At 65.5% G+C, this 22,028-nt stretch carries 22 protein-coding genes and 1 pseudogene; all 23 read left to right on the top strand.

Going from position 1 to position 22,028, the window contains the following annotated elements; all coding sequences use genetic code 11:
- Positions 1–6 precede the first annotated feature (6 nt).
- Complete coding sequence (locus PMI20_RS06540; RefSeq protein WP_007932869.1) at positions 7–1,104, top strand: cobalt-precorrin-5B (C(1))-methyltransferase; 1,098 nt, start codon at positions 7–9, stop codon at positions 1,102–1,104.
- Complete coding sequence (locus PMI20_RS06535) at positions 1,101–1,814, top strand: cobalt-precorrin-6A reductase (RefSeq protein ID WP_007932870.1); 714 nt, start codon at positions 1,101–1,103, stop codon at positions 1,812–1,814. The genes PMI20_RS06540 and PMI20_RS06535 overlap by 4 nt, the downstream gene beginning before the upstream one ends.
- A gap of 205 nt (positions 1,815–2,019) precedes the next feature.
- Positions 2,020–2,354: pseudogene (locus PMI20_RS06530) on the top strand (type II toxin-antitoxin system RelE/ParE family toxin).
- Positions 2,355–2,359: 5 nt separating this feature from the next.
- Positions 2,360–2,683 (top strand): helix-turn-helix domain-containing transcriptional regulator, encoded by a 324-nt coding sequence (locus tag PMI20_RS06525; protein WP_007932872.1) that lies wholly within the window; start codon positions 2,360–2,362, stop codon positions 2,681–2,683.
- Between the two features lie 113 nt (positions 2,684–2,796).
- Positions 2,797–3,195, top strand: a complete 399-nt coding sequence (locus PMI20_RS06520; protein WP_007932873.1) for a DUF2946 domain-containing protein — start codon at positions 2,797–2,799, stop codon at positions 3,193–3,195.
- A gap of 48 nt (positions 3,196–3,243) precedes the next feature.
- Positions 3,244–3,738, top strand: coding sequence for a copper chaperone PCu(A)C (locus PMI20_RS06515; RefSeq protein ID WP_007932875.1), 495 nt, complete (start codon positions 3,244–3,246; stop codon positions 3,736–3,738).
- 105 nt (positions 3,739–3,843) lie between these two features.
- Positions 3,844–4,197, top strand: a complete 354-nt coding sequence (locus PMI20_RS06510; protein ID WP_052034508.1) for a DUF2946 domain-containing protein — start codon at positions 3,844–3,846, stop codon at positions 4,195–4,197.
- A gap of 91 nt (positions 4,198–4,288) precedes the next feature.
- Positions 4,289–6,424, top strand: a complete 2,136-nt coding sequence (locus tag PMI20_RS06505; RefSeq protein WP_007932880.1) for a TonB-dependent copper receptor — start codon at positions 4,289–4,291, stop codon at positions 6,422–6,424.
- 146 nt (positions 6,425–6,570) lie between these two features.
- Positions 6,571–7,953 carry a PepSY-associated TM helix domain-containing protein gene (locus PMI20_RS06500; RefSeq protein WP_007930931.1) on the top strand — a complete coding sequence of 461 codons (1,383 nt, stop codon included), beginning with the start codon at positions 6,571–6,573 and terminating at the stop codon, positions 7,951–7,953.
- Between the two features lie 158 nt (positions 7,954–8,111).
- On the top strand, positions 8,112–10,250 hold the full coding sequence (locus PMI20_RS06495) for a TonB-dependent receptor (protein ID WP_007930929.1): 2,139 nt from the start codon (positions 8,112–8,114) through the stop codon (positions 10,248–10,250).
- Between the two features lie 144 nt (positions 10,251–10,394).
- Positions 10,395–11,183 (top strand): ABC transporter ATP-binding protein, encoded by a 789-nt coding sequence (locus PMI20_RS06490; RefSeq protein ID WP_007930927.1) that lies wholly within the window; start codon positions 10,395–10,397, stop codon positions 11,181–11,183.
- Positions 11,180–12,145, top strand: a complete 966-nt coding sequence (locus PMI20_RS06485; RefSeq protein ID WP_007930925.1) for an ABC transporter substrate-binding protein — start codon at positions 11,180–11,182, stop codon at positions 12,143–12,145. Before PMI20_RS06490 ends, PMI20_RS06485 begins: the two co-directional genes overlap by 4 nt.
- Positions 12,142–13,152 (top strand): FecCD family ABC transporter permease, encoded by a 1,011-nt coding sequence (locus tag PMI20_RS06480; protein ID WP_007930924.1) that lies wholly within the window; start codon positions 12,142–12,144, stop codon positions 13,150–13,152. Before PMI20_RS06485 ends, PMI20_RS06480 begins: the two co-directional genes overlap by 4 nt.
- A gap of 343 nt (positions 13,153–13,495) precedes the next feature.
- A complete protein-coding gene (gene urtA / locus PMI20_RS06475) occupies positions 13,496–14,761 on the top strand; it encodes an urea ABC transporter substrate-binding protein (RefSeq protein ID WP_007930955.1) in 1,266 nt (421 codons plus the stop codon).
- A 175-nt stretch (positions 14,762–14,936) separates the two neighbouring features.
- Positions 14,937–16,439 (top strand): urea ABC transporter permease subunit UrtB, encoded by a 1,503-nt coding sequence (gene urtB, locus PMI20_RS06470; RefSeq protein ID WP_037036347.1) that lies wholly within the window; start codon positions 14,937–14,939, stop codon positions 16,437–16,439.
- Positions 16,439–17,518 carry an urea ABC transporter permease subunit UrtC gene (gene urtC, locus PMI20_RS06465; protein WP_062823804.1) on the top strand — a complete coding sequence of 360 codons (1,080 nt, stop codon included), beginning with the start codon at positions 16,439–16,441 and terminating at the stop codon, positions 17,516–17,518. Before urtB ends, urtC begins: the two co-directional genes overlap by 1 nt.
- A complete protein-coding gene (gene urtD, locus PMI20_RS06460) occupies positions 17,515–18,375 on the top strand; it encodes an urea ABC transporter ATP-binding protein UrtD (RefSeq protein ID WP_007932912.1) in 861 nt (286 codons plus the stop codon). The genes urtC and urtD overlap by 4 nt, the downstream gene beginning before the upstream one ends.
- 133 nt (positions 18,376–18,508) lie before the next feature.
- Entirely contained in the window at positions 18,509–19,207 is a 699-nt protein-coding gene (gene urtE / locus PMI20_RS06450) for an urea ABC transporter ATP-binding subunit UrtE (RefSeq protein WP_007932913.1), read from the top strand.
- Between the two features lie 42 nt (positions 19,208–19,249).
- On the top strand, positions 19,250–20,101 hold the full coding sequence (locus PMI20_RS06445) for an urease accessory protein UreD (RefSeq protein ID WP_007932915.1): 852 nt from the start codon (positions 19,250–19,252) through the stop codon (positions 20,099–20,101).
- Between the two features lie 202 nt (positions 20,102–20,303).
- A complete protein-coding gene (gene ureA, locus PMI20_RS06440) occupies positions 20,304–20,606 on the top strand; it encodes an urease subunit gamma (RefSeq protein ID WP_007927275.1) in 303 nt (100 codons plus the stop codon).
- Between the two features lie 8 nt (positions 20,607–20,614).
- The gene (locus tag PMI20_RS06435; protein ID WP_007927274.1) at positions 20,615–21,148 is read left to right on the top strand and encodes a GNAT family N-acetyltransferase; all 534 of its coding nucleotides are present in this window, start codon (positions 20,615–20,617) and stop codon (positions 21,146–21,148) included.
- A gap of 6 nt (positions 21,149–21,154) precedes the next feature.
- Entirely contained in the window at positions 21,155–21,688 is a 534-nt protein-coding gene (locus tag PMI20_RS06430; protein WP_007927271.1) for a GNAT family N-acetyltransferase, read from the top strand.
- The gene (locus tag PMI20_RS06425) at positions 21,685–21,993 is read left to right on the top strand and encodes an urease subunit beta (protein WP_007927269.1); all 309 of its coding nucleotides are present in this window, start codon (positions 21,685–21,687) and stop codon (positions 21,991–21,993) included. Before PMI20_RS06430 ends, PMI20_RS06425 begins: the two co-directional genes overlap by 4 nt.
- Positions 21,994–22,028: the final 35 nt, after the last annotated feature.

Below are 22,028 nucleotides of genomic sequence, written 5' to 3'. Positions count from 1 at the left end.
CGCGGCATGCGTGAAGAAACGGCGGAACAACCGGCCCCGCTGCGCAGCGGCCTGACCACCGGCAGCTGCGCCACCGCCACCAGCCTGGCGGCGGCGCGCCTGTTGCTCGGCGGCGCCAGCAGCGACGCCGTGGAGATCGTCCTGCCCAAGGGCAAGCAGGTGCAGATGCGCCTGGAATTCTGCCGCCTCACCGACACCGGCGCCGAAGCCGGCACGATCAAGGATGCCGGCGACGACCCCGACGTGACCCACGGCGCCCTGCTCTATTCCCAGGTCCGCCTGAGCCCGGACAGCGGCATTCGCTTCATCGCCGGCCAAGGCGTGGGCACCGTGACCCGCCCGGGGCTGGTGCTGGGTGTGGGCGAGCCGGCGATCAATCCGGTGCCGCGCCGGATGATCAGCGAACACCTGGCAACCCTGGCCCGGGAACAGGGTTACCAGGGCGGCTTCGAGGTCACGGTCAACGTCGAGGATGGCGAAGCCCTGGCGCTGAAAACCATGAACCCGCGCCTGGGCATTCTCGGCGGCCTGTCGATCCTCGGCACCAGCGGCATCGTGCGGCCGTTTTCCTGCGCGGCCTATATCGCCTCGATCCACCAGGGCATCGATGTCGCCAAGACCAACGGCTACCTGCACATCGCCGCCTGTACCGGCAACGCCAGCGAAGACACCATGCGCCGCGTCTACGACCTGCCGGAAATCGCCCTGATCGAAATGGGCGACTTTGTCGGCGCCGTGCTCAAGCACCTGCGCAAAGTGCCGGTGGACAAGCTCAGCCTGTGTGGCGGTTTCGGCAAGATCAGCAAGCTCGCGGCCGGGCACATGGACCTGCACAGCCGCCACTCCAGCATCGACCTGCCGCAACTGGCCGAGTGGGCCGCGGCGGTCGGCGCCGACCAAACGCTGCAAAACGCCATCCGTGGCGCCAACACCAGCCAGCAGGCGCTGGCCATGGCCAGCGCCGCCGGCATCGCCCTGGGCGACGCGGTGTGCCAGCACGCCCTGGATTTCGCGCGCAGCGTGGTGCCGCCACAGGTCCAGGTCGAAGTCTTCGCCATCGATCGCCAGGGCGGCATCGTCGGCCATGCCGGAGCTTTTCGATGAAACCCATACTGCTGCTGGGCGGCGTGACCGAGGCCCTGGCCATCGCCCGGACCCTGGGGCCGGAGCACATCTATAGCCTGGCGGGCATCGGGCGCGTGCCCGCAGACCTGGACTGCCAGGTGCGGGTCGGCGGCTACGGCGGCGCCGAGGGCCTGGCCCGGTTCATCCGCGAGCAAGGCATCGAGCTGCTGCTGGACGCCACTCATCCCTATGCCGCCCAAATCAGCCAGAACGCCGCCACGGCCGCGCATCTGTGTGGCATCCCCTGCTGGGCCCTGCGCCGACCGGCCTGGCAGGCGCAGGCCGGCGACGACTGGCGCGAAGTCCGCGACTGGGCCGAACTGGTCCAGGCACTCGAACCCTTCAAGCGCCCGCTGTTCACCCTGGGCCGCGAGCCCTTGCAGCATCTGCATGAGATCCCCGCCGGGCAGTTCTGGACCCTGCGCGCCCTCGACCCGTACCCCGGCAATGACCGGTGCGAAGTGATAGGCGCACGCGGCCCCTTCCTGATCGACAGCGAACGCGAGCTGTTCGAACGCCGCCGTATCGACGTGCTGATCAGCAAGAACAGCGGCAGCAGCGCCACCGAACCCAAGCTGGAAGTGGCGCGCGAGCGTGGGGTACCGGTGCTGATCCTGCAGCGGCCGTCGTTGCCAGCCGTCGATCGGGAATTCCATGACCTGGGCGAGTTGCTCCAGGCCCTGCGCTGACCGCCTGGCCGCGCAAAACCCGGCCGATACATCGAGTTACCAAGTCCCCCGCTGAACGGTAGGACGCAGCCCTGGCCGCCGCGCCACGGGACCTTCGCGTATTGAAGACAGAGGAAACACTTGCAGCGTTGGCCACGGACAGGCTTTGCGGCACGATCAAAGGCCTACCCATATAGTAACTTATTTGTTACCTTTAAGGCCGGCGATGATCACAGTCGAGGAATACCAGCAAGAGAACCAGCGCAGCCCCTTCGGTCGCTGGTTCGAAACGCTGGATACCCAGGCAGCCGTCAAGGTTTCCACCGCGCTGCTGCGCCTGGAAATGGGCAACACATCCAACATCAAGTGGTTCGACGGGCTTGGCGAATACCGCATCGATTGGGCCCCGGCTACAGGATCTACCTGATCCAGGAAGGCCGGCACCTGGTAATCCTGTTTGGCGGTGGCGACAAGTCCACCCAGCAGGCCGACATCAGGCAGGCGAAGAAACTGATCGCCGAATTCCATCACCGCAAGAAGGCCGAACTGAAAACGAGGTGACACCCATGGCACTGACTCGAAGCTTCAAGCACAGCATTGCCGAACGCGCCGAGCGCGACCCGGCGTTTTCCCAGGCGCTGCTGGACGAGGCTGCTACGCTGTTTCTCAACGGCGAACCGGAGATGTCGCGGATCATTCTGCGCGACCTGGTCAACGCCACCGTCGGCTTCGAAGCCCTGGCCCGCGAGACCGCCAAGCCCAGCAAGAGCCTGCATCGCATGCTGTCCGCCAGCGGCAACCCGAGCATGGACAACCTGGCCGCGATCTTCGCCGCCATCCGCGCCAAGCTCGGCGTGGCCATCGAGGTCCGCGCGGTACCGGCTCACTGAGGAACGGCCAATCCAGGTGGCTCTGCGACACCACACCGCACGGCGCCTTTTTACTTATCCACAGCGATCAGGCTAAATACCCCCCTGTTCGCTCAACCTGACGGATCGTCACCATGTCCCGACAACGGCTCGCATTTGCCTGGATCGCCTGCTTCGCAGTGCTGTTCAACATGCTTGCCATGCCGCTTTCGGGAGCCATGCAGCAGACCGATCGAGCACCTGCCGAGCAACTGTTGTGGGGCAGCTTCTGTTCCTCCAGCGGCACCAAGCTGGTGGCGATCTCCCTGGGCAAGCTGGAACAGCAAGCCCCGCAGAACGACGATCACTCCACGATGCAGCACTGCTGGTGCTGTTCCGGCTCGGCGCCCCTGGTCGCCCTGCCAGGCCATGCGCCGCAGTTGTATTTCGCCCGTTTCGAGTCCAACCGCAGCGTCGCGCCACCCGCGCTGGTCATGCCCACGCCACGCCAGCAATGGCCGAGCCTCAATCCCCGCGCTTCACCTCTGGTCTGATTCCACCTCGCAATTGATCTGCGTGTCGAATCGTTCTGGAGAACTGCCATGTTGAAATCCGTACAGGCCCTGCAAGCCCTGCTGCTGGCCGCCCTGCTGTTGCCCGCTGGTTTTGCCACCGCCCATGAATACCAGGCTGGCGAGTTGCAGATTGCCCACCCCTGGTCACAGGAGCTGCCGCCCAACGCACCGACGGTGGCGGCCTATTTCGTCATTCACAACACCGGCAAGAATGCCGACCGCCTGCTCGGCGTCGACTCGCCGATCTCGGGCAAGGCCGAGCTGCATGAACACGTGCAGCAGGGCGACCTGATGAAAATGCAGCAGGTGCCCAACGTGGCGATCGCCCCAGGCGCGACCGTCACCTTCGCCCCCATGGCCTATCACGTGATGCTGCTGGAGCTCAAAGACCGCAGCCTGCTCAGCGACGGCAAGCGCTTCCCGCTGACCCTGCACTTCGAGAAATCCGGCGACATCACGGTCGAGGCGGCAGTGCAGAAGCAGGCGCCCGTGGGCAACCAGGAACACATGCACGCCCAATAAGCCCCGGCCATCGTTACCGTGAACGCCTTGCGCTCGCCTGGCACCCGGCGATCCGTGCGCACGCCCCTGAAAGTACGGCGCGGCAGCTGGATCAGCCTGTTCGCCATGCTGATGATCTTTATCGGTCCACTGATTTCCCAGTCGATGCCGATGGATCAGGCCATGCCGATGAACCTGTCCATGTCGACGGACATGAACATGGGCGAGCCCGGCTGCCACGGTGAAAACCCTCACGGCGCGGAGCACGGCAAGGTCCAGGGCGAACACCATGCGCTCTGGGAAAAATGCGGTTACTGCAGCCTGCTGTTCAACTGCCCGGCACTGCCTGGCAGCCTGTCGTTCACAGCGCTCGACAGTTCACCGTCCAGCCACTTCCTCACCCCCTCACCGCGCCTGGGCCATGCCCGGCAGACGGTGTTCCCCGGCGCCCGGACCCGCGCGCCACCTGTCATTGCGTAAACCCCTCAACCGCACTTCACCCGGCCGACTGTAGAAAAGACAGCCGCAGGCTGCTGGCCGTGTTGTTTACGAAATGATTGATGGAACCTTTATGTCCAGGTTTTCTGCTGACACTCGCCTGTGCTCCGCCCAGGCCCCCGCTACCTTTGCCCTGAACGAACCTCGCGTACGTTTCAACCACGCCATCGCCCTGCTCTGCGGCGCCCTGCTCACGCCGCTGGCCCTGGCGGCCGAACAACCGGTGGATCACAGCCAGCACGGCGAAGAACTGAGCCCGACGGTGATCACCGCTATCGCCCCCAGCTCACCGCTGACCGTGGTCACCAACCCCAAGGATCCGCGCCAGCCGGTCCCGGCCAGCGATGGCGGCGACTACCTCAAGACCATCCCCGGCTTCGCCCTGGTGCGCAACGGCGGCACCAACGGCGACCCGGTGCTGCGCGGCATGTTCGGCTCGCGCCTGAACATCCTCACCAACGGCGGCATGATGCTCGGCGCCTGCCCTGGCCGCATGGACGCGCCGACCTCCTATATCTCGCCGGAAACCTACGACAAGCTGACGGTGATCAAGGGTCCGCAAACCGTGCTCTGGGGGCCGGGCGCTTCGGCCGGGACCATCCTCTTCGACCGCGAGCCGGAAAACTTCGGCGAGCTGGGCTCCCGGGTCAACGCCAGCGTCCTGGCCGGCTCCAACGGCCGCTTCGACAAGGTGGTGGATGCCGCCGCCGGCGGACCGCTGGGTTACGTGCGGGTGATCGGCAACCAGGCCCATTCCGACGACTACAAGGACGGCAACAACGACACCGTGCCGTCGCGCTACGACAAGTGGAACGGTGACGTGGCCCTGGGCTGGACCCCGGACGCCGACACCCTGCTGGAGCTTACCGCCGGCAAGGGCGACGGCGAAGCGCGTTACGCCGGGCGCGGCATGGACGGTTCGCAGTTCAAGCGGGAAAGCCTGGGCCTGCGTTTCGAGCGCTCCAATATCGGCGAGGTGCTGGATAAGGTCGAGGCGCAGGTCTACTACAACTACGCCGACCACGTGATGGACAACTACAGCCTGCGCACGCCGTCCGGCACCGGGATGATGGCCGGCCCCATGGCCAGCAACGTCGACCGCCGCACCCTCGGCGCGCGGATCAAGGCCACCTGGCGCTGGGCCGATGTGCAGTTGATCAGCGGTATCGATGCGCAGACCAACGAGCATCGCCAACGCAGCGCCATGGGTATCGACACCTATAAGGACCAGCCGCGCACCAAGGACGCCGACTTCCATAACTACGGCGCGTTCGGCGAGCTGACCTGGTACGCCGCCGACCGCGACCGGCTGATCAGCGGCGCCCGAGTGGACCGCGCCTCGGCCAAGGACTACCGCCAGAGCATCGGTTCCGGAATGATGGCCCGGCCCAACCCGACCGCCGGCGATACCCGCGCCGACACCCTGCCCAGCGGTTTCATCCGCTACGAGCATGACCTGGCCGACAGCCCGACCACGGTCTACGCCGGCCTCGGCCACGCGCAACGCTTCCCGGATTACTGGGAGCTGTTCTCGCCGAAAATGGGCCCGGCCGGATCGGTCAACGCCTTCGATTCGATCAAGCCGGAAAAAACCACGCAGCTCGACTTCGGCCTGCAATACAAGACCGCGGAACTGGAAGCCTGGGCCTCGGGCTACATCGGCCAGGTACGCGACTACATCCTGTTCAACTACCGCCCGGGGATGATGGGCATGACCTCGCAAGCCGAGAACATCGACGCCCGCATCATGGGCGGCGAACTCGGCGCGGCCTACAAGCTGACCGACAACTGGAAGGCCGACGCCACCCTCGCCTACGCCTGGGGCAAGAACAGCAGCGACGGCTCGCCGCTACCGCAGATGCCGCCGCTGGACGCGCGTTTCGGCCTGACCTACAGCGCGGACAACTGGAGCGCAGGCGCCCTGTGGCGAGTGGTGGCGGCGCAGAACCGCATCGATGAAAACAAAGGCAACGTGGTCGGCAAGGACTTCGGCAAGAGCGGCGGCTTCGGCGTGTTCTCGCTCAACGGCGCCTATCGGATCAACAAGAACCTGAAGGTCAGCACCGGCGTCGACAACCTGTTCGGCAAGGCCTACGCCGAGCACCTGAACCTGGCCGGCAACGCCGGGTTCGGCTACCCGGCCAATGACCCGCAAGCCATCAACGAACCGGGGCGCACGCTCTGGACCAAGGTGGATCTGAGCTTCTAAACACAACAACAAATGGAACCGCTGCCGAAGGGCTGCGATAAGGCCGAAGGCCTTCAGCGCTATTGAGTACGTTGCGGCCGTTCCGGCCGATCGCAGCCTATCGGCAGCGGCTACAGAGAGTAATTGCCCATGCGGAGCGTTCCCTGATGAGCCAACCGAAAGTGTCTTTCTACAACCTGGCCTGGCGCTGGCATTTCTACGCCGGGCTGTTCGTGGCCCCTTTCATGGTGATGCTGTCCCTGACCGGGATCATCTACCTGTTCAAACCCCAGCTCGACCCGCTGATGTACGGCCATCTGCTGCAGGTGCCGGCGGGGCACCACATGCTCAGCGCCGATGAACAACTCCAGCGGGTCCGGGCCGCGTATCCCCAGGGCCATGTCAAACAGTACCTGCCGCCGCTCGAAGCCGGACGCAGCGCGCAGTTCGTGGTGCAGAAGGAAGGTGGCGAACTCAATGTGTTCGTCGACCCTTACCACGGCAATATCCTTGGCGAGCAAGACGCCAAGAACAATCTGCAAGCCATCGCCCGGGCCATTCATGGCGAGCTGATGATCGGCACCCTCGGCGACCGCCTGGTGGAACTGGCCGCGGGCTGGGGCATCGTCTTGGTGGTGTCCGGGCTGTACCTGTGGTGGCCGCGCGGCAAGTCTTCGGCCGGGGTGTTGTGGCCGCGGTTCAGCAGCCGCGGCCGTGTGCTGTGGCGCGACCTGCACGCCGTGGTCGGCTTCTGGGGCGCGGCGTTCCTGCTGGTGATGCTGCTCAGCGGGATGACCTGGACCGGCTTCTGGGGCAAGCAATACGCCGAGCTGTGGAATCGCTTCCCGGCGACGATGTGGAACGACGTGCCCAAGTCCGACCAGCAGGCCGGCGAGCTCAACACCGCCAGCCGCCAGACCGTGCCCTGGGCCATGGAGAACACACCGTTGCCGATGTCCGGCGACCATGCCGAACACATGGCCCACGGCGCCGCGCACGAAGGCCCGGCGGCGCCCACGGTCAGCCTGCAGCAGGTGCAGGACATCGCCACCCAGCGCCAGGTCGAAGCCGGCTACAGCATCACCTTGCCGACCAGCGCCAGCGGCGTGTTCACCATCGCCGTGTTCGCCGACGACCCGCGCAACGACGCCACCCTGCATGTCGACCAGTACACCGGCAAGGTCCTGGCCGATGTGCGCTGGCAGCAGTACAGCAACGTCGCCCGCGCCACCGAAGTCGGGGTGATGCTGCACGAAGGCAAGATGTTCGGCCCGTTCAACCAGATCGTGGTGCTGCTGATCTGCCTGATGATTCTGCTGAGCGCCGTCAGTGGCCTGGTGATCTGGTGGAAGCGTCGTCCTCAGGGGCGCCTCGGTGTACCGCCGCTGCGCCATGACCTGCCGAAATGGAAAACCGCGATGGCGATCATGCTGGCGCTGGCCGTGGCCTTTCCCCTGGTCGGGGCCTCGCTGGTGGCCGTGTGGCTGCTGGATCGCGTGCTGTTGTCGCGCTGGAACCGCTCGACTGAATCAGCCTCATCTTCATCATGAATCAGGCGAGATGCGCGGTTTAGAGGGATCTGTAGACTGCTGTCGGTTCAATTTACGACACACATAATGTTACTTTGTAACATTAAAGTGTAAGATCCCATACCCGCAGCCGCCCATGCTGCGGGTAACCCTCTCGAAGAAGCGACTCAGCCGCCCCGATGAACCGCCCGACAACTAAGCTCCTGGCGTCCAGCCTCTGCCTGCTGACCCTGAATCACTCCGCCCAGGCCGACGACGCCCCCCTGATACTGCCCACCGGCACCATCAGCGCGCCTGCCATCGATACGCAGGACATCAGCCTGCACACCCCGACCACCGCCGGTTCGCGCCTGGGCCTGAGCGCCCTGCAAACCCCGGCCAGCACCGAGAGCCTGAGCGGCGAGCGCATTCGCCAGCGCGGCGACCGCAGCGTGCAGGACGCGGTGTCGCGCAGCACCGGGATCAGCCGCACCGGCACGCCCGGCGACGGCGGCACTTCGTTGTCGGCGCGCGGCTTTACCGGCCAGGGTTCGGTGATGCAGCTGTACGACGGCAATCGCCTGTACAGCGGCATGGGCACCGTGACCTTCCCGGTGGACACCTGGTCGGTGGAGCGGGTGGATGTGCTGCGCGGCCCGGCCTCGGTGCTGTATGGCGAAGGCGCCACCGGTGCGGTGGTCAATGTGATCCCGAAGAAACCCTTCGCCGGCGAGATCGAAAACCACCTGCGCCTCGGCTACGGTTCCTACGACAGCCAGCAGCAAGCCCTCGACAGCGGCGGCTCGCTGAGCGACACCCTGAGCTATCGCCTGAACCTCAACCGCCTGCGCAGCAACGGCTGGATCGATCGCGGCGACAGCGCCAGCGACTTCATCAGCGCGGCGCTGCGCTGGCAGGCCACGGACGACCTGGCGTTCACCCTCGCCCACGACTACGGCGACCAGCAGCCGATGAATGATTTCGGCACCCCGCTGGTCAATGGCCGCTTCCATGAGGGCCTGCGGGACAAGAACTACAACATCGGCAACGACAAGCAGCACTACAACGATCAGTGGACGCGCCTGACCAGCGAGTGGCAGCTTTCCGACAGCGTCAGCGCCAGCAACGAGCTGTATTACCTCAAGGCCCAGCGCCGCTGGCAGAACGCCGAAAACTACAGCTGGGACACCGCCGGCCAGCAGCTTCTGCGCAGCGGCAATTTCGCCATCAAGCACCAGCAGGAGCAGGTCGGCGATCGCCAGACCTTCACCTTCAAGCACAGCCTGTTCGGCCTCGACAGCCAGACCCTGGCCGGAGTCGACTACAACCGCATCCGCTTCCAGCTCAACAGCAACTCGCCGTTCAAGGATGCGCTGCCGGATGGCCAGCCGCTGGATCTGCAACACCCGGACAAGGGCCGCTTCGACAGCGCCTCGGCCTATCGCCCGCAATTCCAGAGCACCACCAAACAGATGTCGGCCTTCGCCGAAAACCGTACCCAACTGAGCGAGCGCTGGTCGTTGGTGACCGGCGTGCGCCGCGACTACGTGCAGGTGGATCGCGACAACCTGGTGGACGGCAGCCAGAGCGACAAGACCCTGACCGGCAACAACTGGAAGGCCGGGCTGGTGTTCGCGCTGACGCCGGACACCTCGTTCTACGGCCAGTACGCCACCAGCACCGACGGCGTCGGCGGCCTGATTTCCCTGAGCCCGAGCCAGCAGCAATACGACCTGGCCCGCGCCCGGCAGAGCGAGATCGGCCTCAAGCAGATGTTCTGGGACCAGCGCGGCGAATGGACCCTGGCGGCCTATCACATCGTCAAGAAGAAGCTGCTGACCGACGACCCGGGCAACCCGACGCTCAAGCAGCAGGTCGGCCAGCAATCGTCCCGCGGCCTGGAGGCCAGCCTCGAGCTGCAACTGCCCCACGCCTGGCAACTGCAAGCCAATGCCGCCATCGTCAAGGCCGAGTACGACGACTTCCAAGAACAGGTCGGCAACCAGTTCGTCTCGCGCAGCGGCAATCGCCCGGTGGACGTGCCACGGCGCACCGCCAACCTGTGGCTGAACAAGGCGGTGACCGATAACCTGCGGGCCGGTGCCGGGGTGCGTTATGTCGATACCCGCTACGCCGACCTGGCCAACCGCAACGAGCTGCCCAGCTACACCGTGGTCGACGCAGTGTTGTCGTGGAAAGCCCTGCGCGATACCACCTTCGGTTTGCAGCTGAACAATCTGTTCGACCGGCAATACGCGCAAAGCCAATACAATGAGGGCCAGCAATGGATCCTCGGCGAACCACGGTCGTTTTTCGTGACCGCCGATTACGCCTTTTAACCAATACCTGTAGCCGCCACCGAAGGCTGCGATCGGTCTGCGCGGCATTCCGACGCAGCACACGCGCTCTTGAGGTCCTCGGAAGGTCCTGCGGACCTTTTCGCAGCCTTCGGCAGCGGCTACAGGGCATCACACGGACACCGCATGACCTCGCTGAACCTCACCAACCTGGCCTGGACACCCCTGGGCCAGGGCCACTGTCATCACCAGTTCCAGCTGCGTGAGGCCAGCCTGCGCGTGGCGCCGGGGGAGTTCGTCGGGCTGATCGGGCCCAACGGCAGCGGCAAGACCAGCCTGCTGCGCTGCAGCTATCGCTTCAGCCGGCCGGACCAGGGCGAAGTCCGGCTCGATCACTACAACGTCTGGAAGCAGACGCCGCGCTGGTGCGCGCAACGCATCGCCGTGGTGTTGCAGGAATTTCCCGATGCCTTCGGCCTGACCGTCGCAGAAGTGGTCGCCATGGGCCGCACCCCGCACAAGGGCCTGTTCGACGGCGACAGCGCCGCCGACCGCGCCATCGCCCGCCAGGCGCTGGAGTCGGTGGGCCTGCTGGGTTTCGAGGCGCATGCCTTCGCCACCTTGTCCGGCGGGGAAAAGCAGCGGGTGATCCTGGCCCGCGCCCTGGCCCAGCAACCGCAACTGCTGATCCTCGACGAGCCGACCAACCACCTCGACCCGCGCTACCAGCTGGAGCTGCTGCAACGGGTCAAGCGCCTGGGCATCGGCACCCTCGCCAGCATCCACGACCTGAACCTGGCCGCCGCCTTCTGCGATCGCCTGTATGTGATCGATCACGGACGCATCGTCGCCAGCGGCACGCCCGAGCAAGTGCTGACGGTCACGCTGCTGCGCGAGGTGTTCGGCGTCGACGCCCTGGTCGACCGACACCCGCTGTCCGGCTACCCACGAATCACTTGGATAACCCAACCATGACCCCGCGCGTCTCCCTCAACTGCCTGATCCCTGCCGGCCTGGCCCTGTCGCTGCTCGCCAGCCAGGCCTGCGCCGAAGCCACCCGTTACCCGCTGACCGTCCACAGTTGCAACCGCGAGGTGACCTTCAAGGAAGCACCGAAGCACGCCCTGAGCCACGACATCAACATGACCCAGATGATGCTCGCCCTGGGCCTCAAGTCGCACATGGTCGGCTACAGCGGCATCAGCGGCTGGAAGGCGGTGACGCCCGAGATGCAGGCCATCCTCGACGGCCTGCCGGAGCTGGCGGCCAAGTACCCGTCGGTGGAAACCCTGCTCGACGCCAATGTCGATTTCTTCTTCGCCGGCTGGGACTACGGCATGCGCGTCGGCGGCGACCTGACCCCACAGACCCTGACGCCGCTGGGCATCAATGTGCTGGAGCTGACCGAGTCCTGCGCCTTCGTGATGAAGCGCCCGGCCGCCAGCCTCGACGACACCTACAACGACCTGCGCAACCTCGGGCGGATCTTCGATGTGCAGGACCGTGCCAACCAGTTGATCGCCGGCATGCAGCAGCAGGTCGCCGCGATCCAGCAGGACCTGCCCACGGAAAAACCGCGGGTGTTCCTCTACGACAGCGGCGAAGACCGCGCCATGACCTCCGGCCGCCTGGGCATGCCCCAGGCGCTGATCGATGCCGCTGGCGGACGCAATATCCTCGACGATGTCGAGGCCAGCTGGACCCGGGTCAACTGGGAAACCGTGGTCGAACGCAACCCGCAGGTGATCGTGATCGTCGACTACAGCGAAGTCACTGCCGAGCAGAAACAGCAGTTCCTGCTCAACAACAAGGCCCTGCAATCGGTGGATGCGATCCGTAACCAGCGCTTCATCGTGATCCCTTACGTGCAGGCCACGCCGGGCATCGATAACGTCGAAGCGGTGCAAACCCTGGCCAAGGGTTTCCACGGCGCATGATCGATCGTCGTTATGCCTTTTTGCTGACTGCCCTCGGCGCGTTGCTGCTGGCGTCCTGCGTGCTGTCCCTGGGCTTCGGCTCGGCGCGGGTGCCGGTGGATGTGGTCTGGCGCATCCTGCTGCACAAGACCCTCGGCCTGGGCGAGGCGGACTGGAGTGCCGGGCAGGAGCATATCGTCTGGCTGATCCGCGTGCCGCGCATGCTGCTCGGGGTCCTGGTCGGCGCCGGGCTGGCCTTGATCGGCGCGGTGCTGCAAGCAGTGACGCGCAATCCGCTGGCCGACCCGCACCTGCTCGGCGTGACCTCCGGCGCCACCCTGGGCGCGGTGATCGTGGTGCTGCATGTGGGTGAAATCGTCGGCCTGCTGACCCTGCCCATCGCCGCCTTTATCGGCGCGTTGGCGAGCATGCTGCTGGTGCTCGGCATCGCCGCGCGCCACGGCCGGCTCGACAGCGACCGCCTGCTGCTGTGCGGGGTGGCGGTGTCCTTCGTGATGATGGCGGTGGCCAACCTGCTGCTGTTCATGGGCGACCATCGCGCCAGCTCGGCGGTGATGTTCTGGATGCTCGGCGGGCTGGGCCTGGCGCGCTGGGAACTGCTCGCGGTGCCGGCGGCCAGCGTGCTGCTCGGGCTGGTCCTGCTGCTGGGCATGGCACGGCCGTTGAACGCGCTGATGGCCGGCGAGCAGACCGCGGTGACCCTCGGCCTGAATGCCCGCAACGTGCGGCTGCGGGTGTTCCTGATCGCGTCCTTGATGACCGGGGTGCTGGTGTCCATCAGCGGCTCCATCGGCTTCGTCGGGCTGATGGTGCCGCACATTGCCCGGCGTCTGGTCGGCGCCGAGCATCGGCGGCTGTTGCCGGTGTGCGTGCTGCTGGGCAGCGTGTTCCTGGTCTGGGTCGATGTCGCCGCCCGCACCCTGATCGCCCCCGAAGACCTGCCCATTGGCGTGGCCACGGCGGCCATTGGCGGGCTGTTTTTCATCGGCCTGATGCGCCGCCGCTAAAACCCCAGACCCGTAGGCACGGTTTGACCAACGATGCCCTGTAGCCGCTGCCGCAGGCTGCGATAAGGCCGAAGGCCTTCGGCGATCTTGAAGCCGTGCGCGCCCTTCGGTCGCGATCGCAGCCTGCGGCAGCGGCTACAGGTCATCACTGGCACCAGCGCGGCGCATTCGTGCGCACCAAAGCCGCCTGGCGGCCCCGCATTGGTGCGCCAGCCCTCCCCTCCACGCCATGAAAGCGACGTTTTCATGCCCTGTGCCGACTAGGCACACCCCTTGCAAAACAGCCCTTCAGTAGTCCGCATCTGCCACCCAAGAAAACTCATAAGTTCATGGAGATCGCACAATGAAGCGTCGCAGCTTGATCAAGGCTTTCACACTCACGGCAAGCATTGCCGCGATGGGCATGACCTGGACCGTCCAGGCCGCCGAGACCATCAAGGTCGGCATCCTGCATTCGCTGTCGGGGACCATGGCGATCTCCGAAACCTCGCTCAAGGACATGGCGCTGATGACCATTGACGAGATCAACGCCAAGGGCGGCGTCAACGGCAAGCAGCTCGAGGCGGTGGTGGTCGACCCAGCGTCGAACTGGCCGCTGTTCGCCGAGAAAGGCCGCCAGCTGCTGACCCAGGACAAGGTCGCCGTGGTGTTCGGCTGCTGGACCTCGGTGTCGCGCAAGTCGGTGCTGCCGGTGTTCGAGGAGCTCAACGGCCTGCTGTTCTACCCGGTGCAATACGAAGGCGAAGAGATGTCGCCGAACGTGTTCTACACCGGCGCGGCGCCTAACCAGCAGGCGATCCCGGCGGTGGAATACCTGATGAGCGAAGACGGCGGCAGTGCCAAGCGCTTCTTCCTGCTCGGCACCGACTATGTCTACCCGCGCACCACCAACAAGATCCTGCGCTCGTTCCTGCATTCCAAGGGCGTGGCCGACAAGGACATCGAAGAGGTCTACACCCCGTTCGGCCACAGCGACTACCAGACCATCGTCGCCAACATCAAGAAGTTCTCCGCCGGCGGCAAGACCGCGGTCATCTCCACGGTCAACGGCGACTCCAACGTGCCGTTCTACAAAGAGCTGGCCAACCAGGGCCTGAAAGCCACCGACGTACCGGTGGTGGCCTTCTCCGTGGGCGAGGAAGAACTGCGCGGCATCGACACCAAGCCACTGGTGGGCAACCTCGCGGCCTGGAACTACTTCGAGTCCGTGGAGAACCCGGTGAACCAGAAGTTCGTCGCCGACTGGAAAGCCTACGCCAAGGCCAAGAAGCTGCCGGGCGCGGATAAAGCCGTGACCAACGACCCGATGGAAGCCACCTACGTCGGCATCCACATGTGGGCCCAGGCGGTGGAGAAAGCCAAGTCCACCGACGTCGACAAGGTCCGCGAAGCCCTGGCCGGCCAGACCTTCGCCGCGCCGTCGGGCTACACCCTGACCATGGACAAGACCAACCACCACCTGCACAAGCCGGTGATGATCGGCGAGATCCAGCCGGACGGTCAGTTCAACGTGGTCTGGCAGACCGAAGGCCCGATCCGCGCCCAACCGTGGAGCCCGTTCATCCCGGGCAACGACAAGAAGCCGGACTACGCGGTGAAGAGCAACTAAGCAACGGATGGATGCCGGCCGCCGCTCCCGCGTCCGGCACAACCTCTGTAGCCGCTGCCGCAGGCTGCGATAAGGTCCGCAGGACCTTCGAGGCCCTCAAGAGCACGTCCTCTGCGAGGCCGATCGCAGCCTGCGGCAGCGGCTACAGACCCACGCTCCGCGCAAGGCCATTGATATGCCCACTGCCCTCTACCGTTTCATTCTCGCCTGCCTGCTGTTGCTGCCATTGGCCGCCAGGGCCGGCGACGCCGAAGACTTCGTCGCGGCCAACGCCACGCAACAGGCCAGGCTGCTGGAAAGCTGGGCCGCGCAGCCCGACCCGGCGCGCCTCGAACTGCTTGGCGCCTTGCAACAAGGCCAGCTGACCGTCGATGGCCAAGCCAAGACCTTGCGCCTGAACAATCGCCTGCGGGGTCTGATCGACACCGCCATGGCCAGCCATCAACTGCTCGCCGCCGACGCAAAAGTCCGCCTGGCCGCCGCGCAGCAGTTGCAGAAAAGCGCCAAGCCGGCGCAGCTGAAATTCCTCGATGCCAGCCTGGCGGCCGAACAGGACCAGGGCGTACATGACGCCCTGAGCCTGGCCCTGGCCAACCTGCAACTGGTGGACGGCGACCCGGCCGTGCGCCTGGCCGCGGTGCGTCTGCTGGGTGAAACCGGCGACCCGCTGGCCCGCACCCGCCTCGAAGGCCTGCTCGAACCCGGCGTGGAAGCCGATGCCGGGGTGCGCACCGCCGCCGAAACCAGCCTGGCCCAGGTCAAGCGCAAACTGCTGGTGGGCGAAGTGCTCGGCCAGGCCTTCAGCGGCATGTCCCTGGGCTCGATCCTGCTGCTGGCGGCCCTGGGCCTGGCGATCACCTTCGGCCTGCTCGGGGTGATCAACATGGCCCACGGCGAGATGCTGATGCTCGGCGCCTACTCCACCTACATGGTGCAGTTACTGTTCCAACGCTACGCCCCGCAGGCCATCGAGTTCTACCCGCTGATCGCCCTGCCGGTGGCGTTCTTTGTCACCGCCGGCATCGGCATGGCCCTGGAACGCACGGTGATCCGCCATCTCTACGGCCGGCCGCTGGAAACCCTGCTCGCCACCTGGGGCATCAGCCTGATGCTGATCCAGCTGGTGCGCCTGGTATTCGGCGCGCAGAACGTCGAGGTGTCGAACCCGGCCTGGCTGTCCGGCGGGATCCAAGTGCTGCCCAACCTGGTGCTGCCCTACAACCGCATCGTTATCATCGCCTTCGCGCTGTTTGTCGTCGTACTCACTTGGCTGCTGCTGAACAAGACCCGCCTGGGCCTGAACGTGCGCGCGGTCACCCAGAACCGCAACATGGCCGCCTGCTGCGGCGTACCGACAGGACGGGTGGACATGCTCGCCTTCGGCCTCGGCTCCGGCATCGCCGGCCTCGGTGGCGTGGCCCTGAGCCAGATCGGCAACGTCGGCCCGGACCTGGGCCAGAGCTACATCATCGACTCGTTCCTGGTGGTGGTGCTCGGCGGCGTCGGCCAGCTGGCCGGTAGCGTGTTCGCCGCGTTCGGCCTGGGGGTAGCCAACAAGATTCTCGAACCCCAGATCGGCGCCGTGCTCGGCAAAATCCTGATCCTCGCGCTGATCATTCTGTTTATCCAGAAACGTCCGCAAGGCCTCTTCGCATTGAAAGGACGGGTGATCGACTGATGAATCAGCCTCTATTGGTTACCGCTACACAAAAGGCCGGGCCCAAGGTCTCGGTCGCCGTCGGTGCGCTGATCCTGGCGGTGCTGCTGGCCCTGCCGCTGCTCTCGCTGCTGGCGCCGGACAACCCGCTGCACGTCTCGGCCTACACCCTGACCCTGGTGGGCAAGATCCTCTGCTACGCCATCGTCGCCCTGGCCCTGGACCTGGTCTGGGGTTATGCCGGGCTGCTGTCCCTGGGCCATGGCCTGTTCTTCGCCCTCGGCGGCTACGCCATGGGCATGTACCTGATGCGCCAGGCCGCGGGGGACAGCCTGCCGGCGTTCATGACCTTCCTCTCGTGGACCGAGCTGCCGTGGTACTGGAGCGGCACCGGCAGCTTCCTCTGGGCCCTGTGCCTGGTGGTGCTGGCGCCGGGCTTGCTGGCGCTGGTGTTCGGTTTCTTCGCCTTCCGCTCGCGGATCAAGGGCGTGTATTTCTCGATCATGACCCAGGCCCTGACCTTCGCCGGCATGCTCCTGTTCTTTCGCAACGAGACCGGGTTTGGCGGCAACAACGGCTTCACCAACTTCCGCACCATCCTCGGCTTCGGCATCACCGAGCCTGGGACCCGCGCAGTGCTGTTCCTGGCCACCGTGCTGTTGCTGGTGGCCAGCCTGTATATCGGCTGGCGCCTGGCCCGGAGCAAGTTCGGCCGGGTGCTGACCGCGCTGCGGGACGCGGAAAACCGCCTGATGTTCTGCGGCTACGACCCACGCGGCTTCAAGCTGTTCGTCTGGGTGCTGAGCGCGGTGCTGTGCGGCCTGGCGGGGGCGTTGTACGTACCGCAAGTGGGCATCATCAACCCCAGCGAAATGTCGCCGACCAACTCCATCGAGGCTGCCGTGTGGGTCGCCCTGGGCGGTCGCGGCACGCTGATCGGCCCACTGCTCGGCGCCGGCGTGGTCAACGGCATGAAGAGCTGGTTCACCGTGGCCTTCCCGGAATACTGGCTGTTCTTCCTTGGGGCGCTCTTCATCATCGTCACCCTGTATTTGCCCAAAGGCATCATCGGCTTGCTGAAGAAAAGGGGCGAATCATGAGAATCACACCGACGGCCGAATTCATGCTCGAACCTATCCTCGATGCCAACAAGGATGCAGGCGCCAGCCGCGACGCCATCGGCCTCGGCCAGGCCGCCGGCAAGGGCCTGAACACCCGCCACGGCACCATCCTGACCCTGGAAGACATCAGCGTCAGCTTCGATGGTTTCAAGGCGCTCAACGACCTGAACCTGTACATCGGCGTCGGCGAGCTGCGTTGCATCATCGGCCCCAACGGCGCGGGCAAGACCACCCTGATGGACGTGATCACCGGCAAGACCCGGCCCACCCACGGCAAGGCCTGGTTCGGCGAAACCCTGGACCTGACGCAGATGAGCGAGGTGCAGATCGCCCAGGCCGGCATCGGCCGCAAGTTCCAGAAACCCACGGTGTTCGAAGCCCTGAGCGTGTTCGAAAACCTGGAGCTGGCGCAGAACACCGACAAGTCGGTATGGGCCAGCCTGCGGGCGAAACTCTCCGGCGAGCAGAAAGACCGCATCGACGAAGTGCTGGAAACCATTCGCCTGACCGCCTCGGTGGAACGCCAGGCCGGCCTGCTGTCCCACGGCCAGAAGCAGTTCCTGGAAATCGGCATGCTGCTGATGCAGGACCCGCAGTTGCTGCTGCTCGACGAGCCGGTGGCGGGCATGACCGATGCCGAGACCGAGTTCACCGCCGAGCTGTTCAAGCGCCTGGCGGGCAAGCATTCGCTGATGGTGGTGGAGCACGACATGGGCTTCGTCGGCTCAATCGCCGACCACGTCACCGTGCTGCACCAGGGCAGCGTGCTGGCCGAAGGGTCGCTGGAACAGGTGCAGGAAAACGAACGGGTGATCGAGGTCTATCTCGGCCGCTGACAGCTCCTTGTAGGAGCGAGCTTGCTCGCGATGGAGGTCAACGATAACGCGCGCTACCTGGATGAGCGCGCCGTTCTCAGGCTCTTCGCGAGCAAGCTCGCTCCTACAAAAAGAATTGAAGGAAAAACCAGACATGCTGCAAGTCGACAAGCTGCACCAGTACTACGGCGGTAGCCACATCCTGCGCGGCCTGAGCTTCGAGGCGAAGGTCGGTGAAGTCACCTGCCTGCTCGGGCGCAACGGGGTGGGCAAGACCACCCTGCTCAAATGCCTGATGGGCCTGCTGCCGGCCAAGGAAGGCACGGTGAACTGGGAAGGCCAGGCCATCACCGCCTACAAGCCCCATCAACGGGTGCATGCCGGCATCGCCTACGTGCCCCAGGGCCGGGAGATCTTCGGTCGCCTGACCGTGGAAGAAAACCTGTTGATGGGGCTTTCCCGTTTTGGCGCGAAAGAGGCCAAGGAAGTGCCGGCCTTCATCTACGAGCTGTTCCCGGTGCTGCTGCAAATGAAACAGCGGCGCGGCGGCGACCTGTCCGGCGGCCAGCAACAGCAGCTGGCCATCGGCCGGGCCCTGGCCAGCCGGCCGCGGCTGTTGATCCTCGACGAGCCCACCGAGGGCATCCAGCCATCGGTGATCAAGGAAATCGGCGCGGTGATCAAGAAGCTCGCGGCACGCGGCGACATGGCGATCCTGTTGGTGGAGCAGTTCTACGACTTCGCCGCCGAACTGGCCGACCAGTATCTGGTGATGTCCCGGGGCGAAATCGTCCAGCAGGGCCGCGGTGAAAATATGCAAGCCGAGGGTGTACGCGGCCTGGTTACCATCTAAGTTACGATCTAGCCTGTAACGTCCAGACATTAAGCACGAACCATGAACCTGCCAGCCCACACCGCCTTGTTCACCCCCAGCTGGCCTGCCGAGCTGGAACTCGGCTACGCCCGCTTTGGCGACAGCACGCGCCCGGTGCAGCGCCGACACAAGGGCCCGCTGCGGGTGCAGAAACACCTGTACGCCGAAGGCCCCGAGGTCTGCCAGCACATCATCGTGCATCCGCCCGGCGGGATTGCCGGCGGCGACCGCCTGCAGATCCGCGCCAGCGTCGACCGCGATGCCTGGGTGCAACTGACCAGCCCCGGCGCCGCCAAGTGGTATCGCGCCAACGGGCCCGCCTATCAGACCCTGGAATTGAACGTCGCCGCCGGCGCCACCCTGGAATGGCTGCCCCAGGAAACCATCGTGTTCAGCGCCGCCCAGGCCGAACTGAGCACCCGTATCGAGCTGCACGGCGACGCCCGGCTGTTCTACTGGGACGTGGTGGCCCTCGGTCGCCCGGCCAGCGACGAGCGCTTCGACCTCGGGCATTTCCAGTCGCACCTGGACATCCGCCGCGACGGCCAGTTGCTGTGGCACGAACGCCAGCGCATTGTCGGCGGCGACGGCTTGCTCGACTCACCGATCGGCCTGGACGGCCAGCCGGTCTTCGCCACCCTGTTGGCCACCGGCGAAATCGACAGCCAGCTGCTGGAGCGTTGCCGTTCGCTGCACCACTCCGAACATCGGTCAGTACGCGGCGACCTGACGCAACTGCCCGGCCTGCTGGTGGCCCGCTGCCTGGCCAGCGAAGCGTTGCTGGCCCGCGCCTGGCTGATCGACCTGTGGCGCCTGTTGCGCCCGGCCCTGTTGGGGCGCGAGGCGCTGCCGCCGAGGATCTGGAACACATGACACAGCGACACGACTTTCCTGTAGCCGCTGCCGCAGGCTGCGATCGTCCGCGTAGCGGGCGCCAAACCAGACGCCGCGGTGTATCAGGCAGATCGCGTCAACCAGGGTGCGTCTCCTGCGGAGCCGATCGCAGCCTGCGGCAGCGGCTACGGATGCATCGCGCCATGCCCTCTTTCAACGGCTCAACAACGGATTTTGAACGATGGACCTGACCCCACGCGAAAAAGACAAACTGCTGATCTTCACCGCCGGCCTGGTGGCCGAACGGCGCCTGGCCCGTGGCGTGAAGCTCAATTACCCGGAAGCCATGGCCTACATCTCCGCGGCGCTGCTCGAAGGCGCCCGCGACGGCCAGACCGTGGCCGAGCTGATGCACTACGGCACCACCCTGCTGACCCGCGAACAAGTAATGGAAGGCATCCCGGAGATGATTCCGGAAATCCAGGTGGAAGCAACTTTCCCCGACGGCACCAAGCTGGTCACCGTCCACCAACCGATCGCCTGAGGCCGCCCATGACGTATTCCATCCGCGATGCGGTGCATGCCGACCTGCCGGCGATCCGCGATATCTATAACGACGCCGTACTCAACACCACGGCGATCTGGAACGAACAGGCCGTGGACCTGGGCAATCGCCAGGCCTGGTTCAGCGCCCGCCAGGCCCAGGGTTATCCGATCCTGGTGGCGGTCGGCGCCGACGAAAGCGTGCTCGGTTATGCCTCGTTCGGCGACTGGCGGCCCTTCGACGGCTTCCGCCATACCGTCGAGCACTCGGTGTATATCCGCAACGACCAGCGCGGCAACGGCCTCGGCCCGCGCCTGATGCAAGCGCTGATCGAACGCGCCGGGGCCTGCGACAAACACGTGATGGTCGCGGCCATCGAAAGCGGCAATGCCGCCTCGATCCGCCTGCATGAACGCCTGGGCTTCGTCACCACCGGACAGATGCCGCAAGTGGGCACCAAGTTCGGGCGCTGGCTGGACCTGACGTTCATGCAGCTGACCCTCGATCCGGGGGCGCCACCGCCCACCGTCCACAAGGAGTGATACCCGATGAACGCCGCCCAACTGCGTCGAGTCCATGCGGAGAGCTTTGCCCACTATCGCCAGGGGTTGATTGATCTGTTGTTCGACGCCGTGGGCCACGGCGCCTCGGTCGGATTCATGGCCGACCTCGACGAGGAACAGGCCCGCGCCTACGTCAACAGCGTCCAGGCCAGCGTGACCGACGGCAGCCTGCTGCTGTGGGTGGTGGTGCAGGACGAGCGGGTCCTGGCCAGCGTGCAACTGGCGCTGTGCCAGAAGCCCAACGGCCTCAATCGCGCCGAGGTACAAAAACTCCAGGTGCGCCACGACGCCCGCCGCCGTGGCCTGGGCCAGCAGTTGATGCACGCCGTGGAACAGGCGGCGCGCCAGCACAAGCGCGGCCTGCTGTACCTGGACACCGAAGCCGGCTCGGACGCCGAAGCCTTCTACAGCGCCCTGGGCTACACCCGCGTCGGCGAACTGCCGAACTACTGCCAAAGCCCGGACGGCACCTACAGCCCGACCGCCATTTACTTCAAGACTCTGGGGCAACCCGTATGATTCCAGGCCAATACCAGATCCAGCCCGGCGACATCGAACTCAACGCCGGCCGCCGTACCCTCAGCCTGAGCGTCGCCAACAGCGGCGACCGGCCGATCCAGGTGGGCTCGCACTATCACTTTTTCGAAACCAACGACGCCCTGGCCTTCGACCGCGCCGCCAGTCGTGGCATGCGTCTGAACATCCCGGCCGGCACCGCCGTGCGCTTCGAGCCGGGGCAGACCCGCGAGGTGGAACTGGTGGACCTGGCCGGGCATCGCCGGGTGTTCGGGTTTGCCGGGCGGATCATGGGTGACCTGGACTGATGCAATCCCGGTAGCCGCTGCCGCAGGCTGCGATG

This window comes from Pseudomonas sp. GM17 (genome assembly GCF_000282175.2).
Lineage (GTDB): Bacteria > Pseudomonadota > Gammaproteobacteria > Pseudomonadales > Pseudomonadaceae > Aquipseudomonas > Aquipseudomonas chlororaphis.
The sequence above is the reverse complement of the archived record's forward strand: the minus strand, read 5'-3'. Positions and strand labels throughout refer to the sequence as shown.

What these genes read in the sequence shown, in the direction of transcription:
- PMI20_RS06540 (WP_007932869.1), top strand. Translation starts at nt 7, where the DNA reads ATGCGTGAAGAAACGGCGGAACAACCGGCCCCGCTGCGCAGCGGCCTG.
- PMI20_RS06535 (WP_007932870.1), top strand. Translation starts at nt 1,101, where the DNA reads ATGAAACCCATACTGCTGCTGGGCGGCGTGACCGAGGCCCTGGCCATC.
- PMI20_RS06525 (WP_007932872.1), top strand. Translation starts at nt 2,360, where the DNA reads ATGGCACTGACTCGAAGCTTCAAGCACAGCATTGCCGAACGCGCCGAG.
- PMI20_RS06520 (WP_007932873.1), top strand. Translation starts at nt 2,797, where the DNA reads ATGTCCCGACAACGGCTCGCATTTGCCTGGATCGCCTGCTTCGCAGTG.
- PMI20_RS06515 (WP_007932875.1), top strand. Translation starts at nt 3,244, where the DNA reads ATGTTGAAATCCGTACAGGCCCTGCAAGCCCTGCTGCTGGCCGCCCTG.
- PMI20_RS06510 (WP_052034508.1), top strand. Translation starts at nt 3,844, where the DNA reads ATGCTGATGATCTTTATCGGTCCACTGATTTCCCAGTCGATGCCGATG.
- PMI20_RS06505 (WP_007932880.1), top strand. Translation starts at nt 4,289, where the DNA reads ATGTCCAGGTTTTCTGCTGACACTCGCCTGTGCTCCGCCCAGGCCCCC.
- PMI20_RS06500 (WP_007930931.1), top strand. Translation starts at nt 6,571, where the DNA reads ATGAGCCAACCGAAAGTGTCTTTCTACAACCTGGCCTGGCGCTGGCAT.
- PMI20_RS06495 (WP_007930929.1), top strand. Translation starts at nt 8,112, where the DNA reads ATGAACCGCCCGACAACTAAGCTCCTGGCGTCCAGCCTCTGCCTGCTG.
- PMI20_RS06490 (WP_007930927.1), top strand. Translation starts at nt 10,395, where the DNA reads ATGACCTCGCTGAACCTCACCAACCTGGCCTGGACACCCCTGGGCCAG.
- PMI20_RS06485 (WP_007930925.1), top strand. Translation starts at nt 11,180, where the DNA reads ATGACCCCGCGCGTCTCCCTCAACTGCCTGATCCCTGCCGGCCTGGCC.
- PMI20_RS06480 (WP_007930924.1), top strand. Translation starts at nt 12,142, where the DNA reads ATGATCGATCGTCGTTATGCCTTTTTGCTGACTGCCCTCGGCGCGTTG.
- urtA (WP_007930955.1), top strand. Translation starts at nt 13,496, where the DNA reads ATGAAGCGTCGCAGCTTGATCAAGGCTTTCACACTCACGGCAAGCATT.
- urtB (WP_037036347.1), top strand. Translation starts at nt 14,937, where the DNA reads ATGCCCACTGCCCTCTACCGTTTCATTCTCGCCTGCCTGCTGTTGCTG.
- urtC (WP_062823804.1), top strand. Translation starts at nt 16,439, where the DNA reads ATGAATCAGCCTCTATTGGTTACCGCTACACAAAAGGCCGGGCCCAAG.
- urtD (WP_007932912.1), top strand. Translation starts at nt 17,515, where the DNA reads ATGAGAATCACACCGACGGCCGAATTCATGCTCGAACCTATCCTCGAT.
- urtE (WP_007932913.1), top strand. Translation starts at nt 18,509, where the DNA reads ATGCTGCAAGTCGACAAGCTGCACCAGTACTACGGCGGTAGCCACATC.
- PMI20_RS06445 (WP_007932915.1), top strand. Translation starts at nt 19,250, where the DNA reads ATGAACCTGCCAGCCCACACCGCCTTGTTCACCCCCAGCTGGCCTGCC.
- ureA (WP_007927275.1), top strand. Translation starts at nt 20,304, where the DNA reads ATGGACCTGACCCCACGCGAAAAAGACAAACTGCTGATCTTCACCGCC.
- PMI20_RS06435 (WP_007927274.1), top strand. Translation starts at nt 20,615, where the DNA reads ATGACGTATTCCATCCGCGATGCGGTGCATGCCGACCTGCCGGCGATC.
- PMI20_RS06430 (WP_007927271.1), top strand. Translation starts at nt 21,155, where the DNA reads ATGAACGCCGCCCAACTGCGTCGAGTCCATGCGGAGAGCTTTGCCCAC.
- PMI20_RS06425 (WP_007927269.1), top strand. Translation starts at nt 21,685, where the DNA reads ATGATTCCAGGCCAATACCAGATCCAGCCCGGCGACATCGAACTCAAC.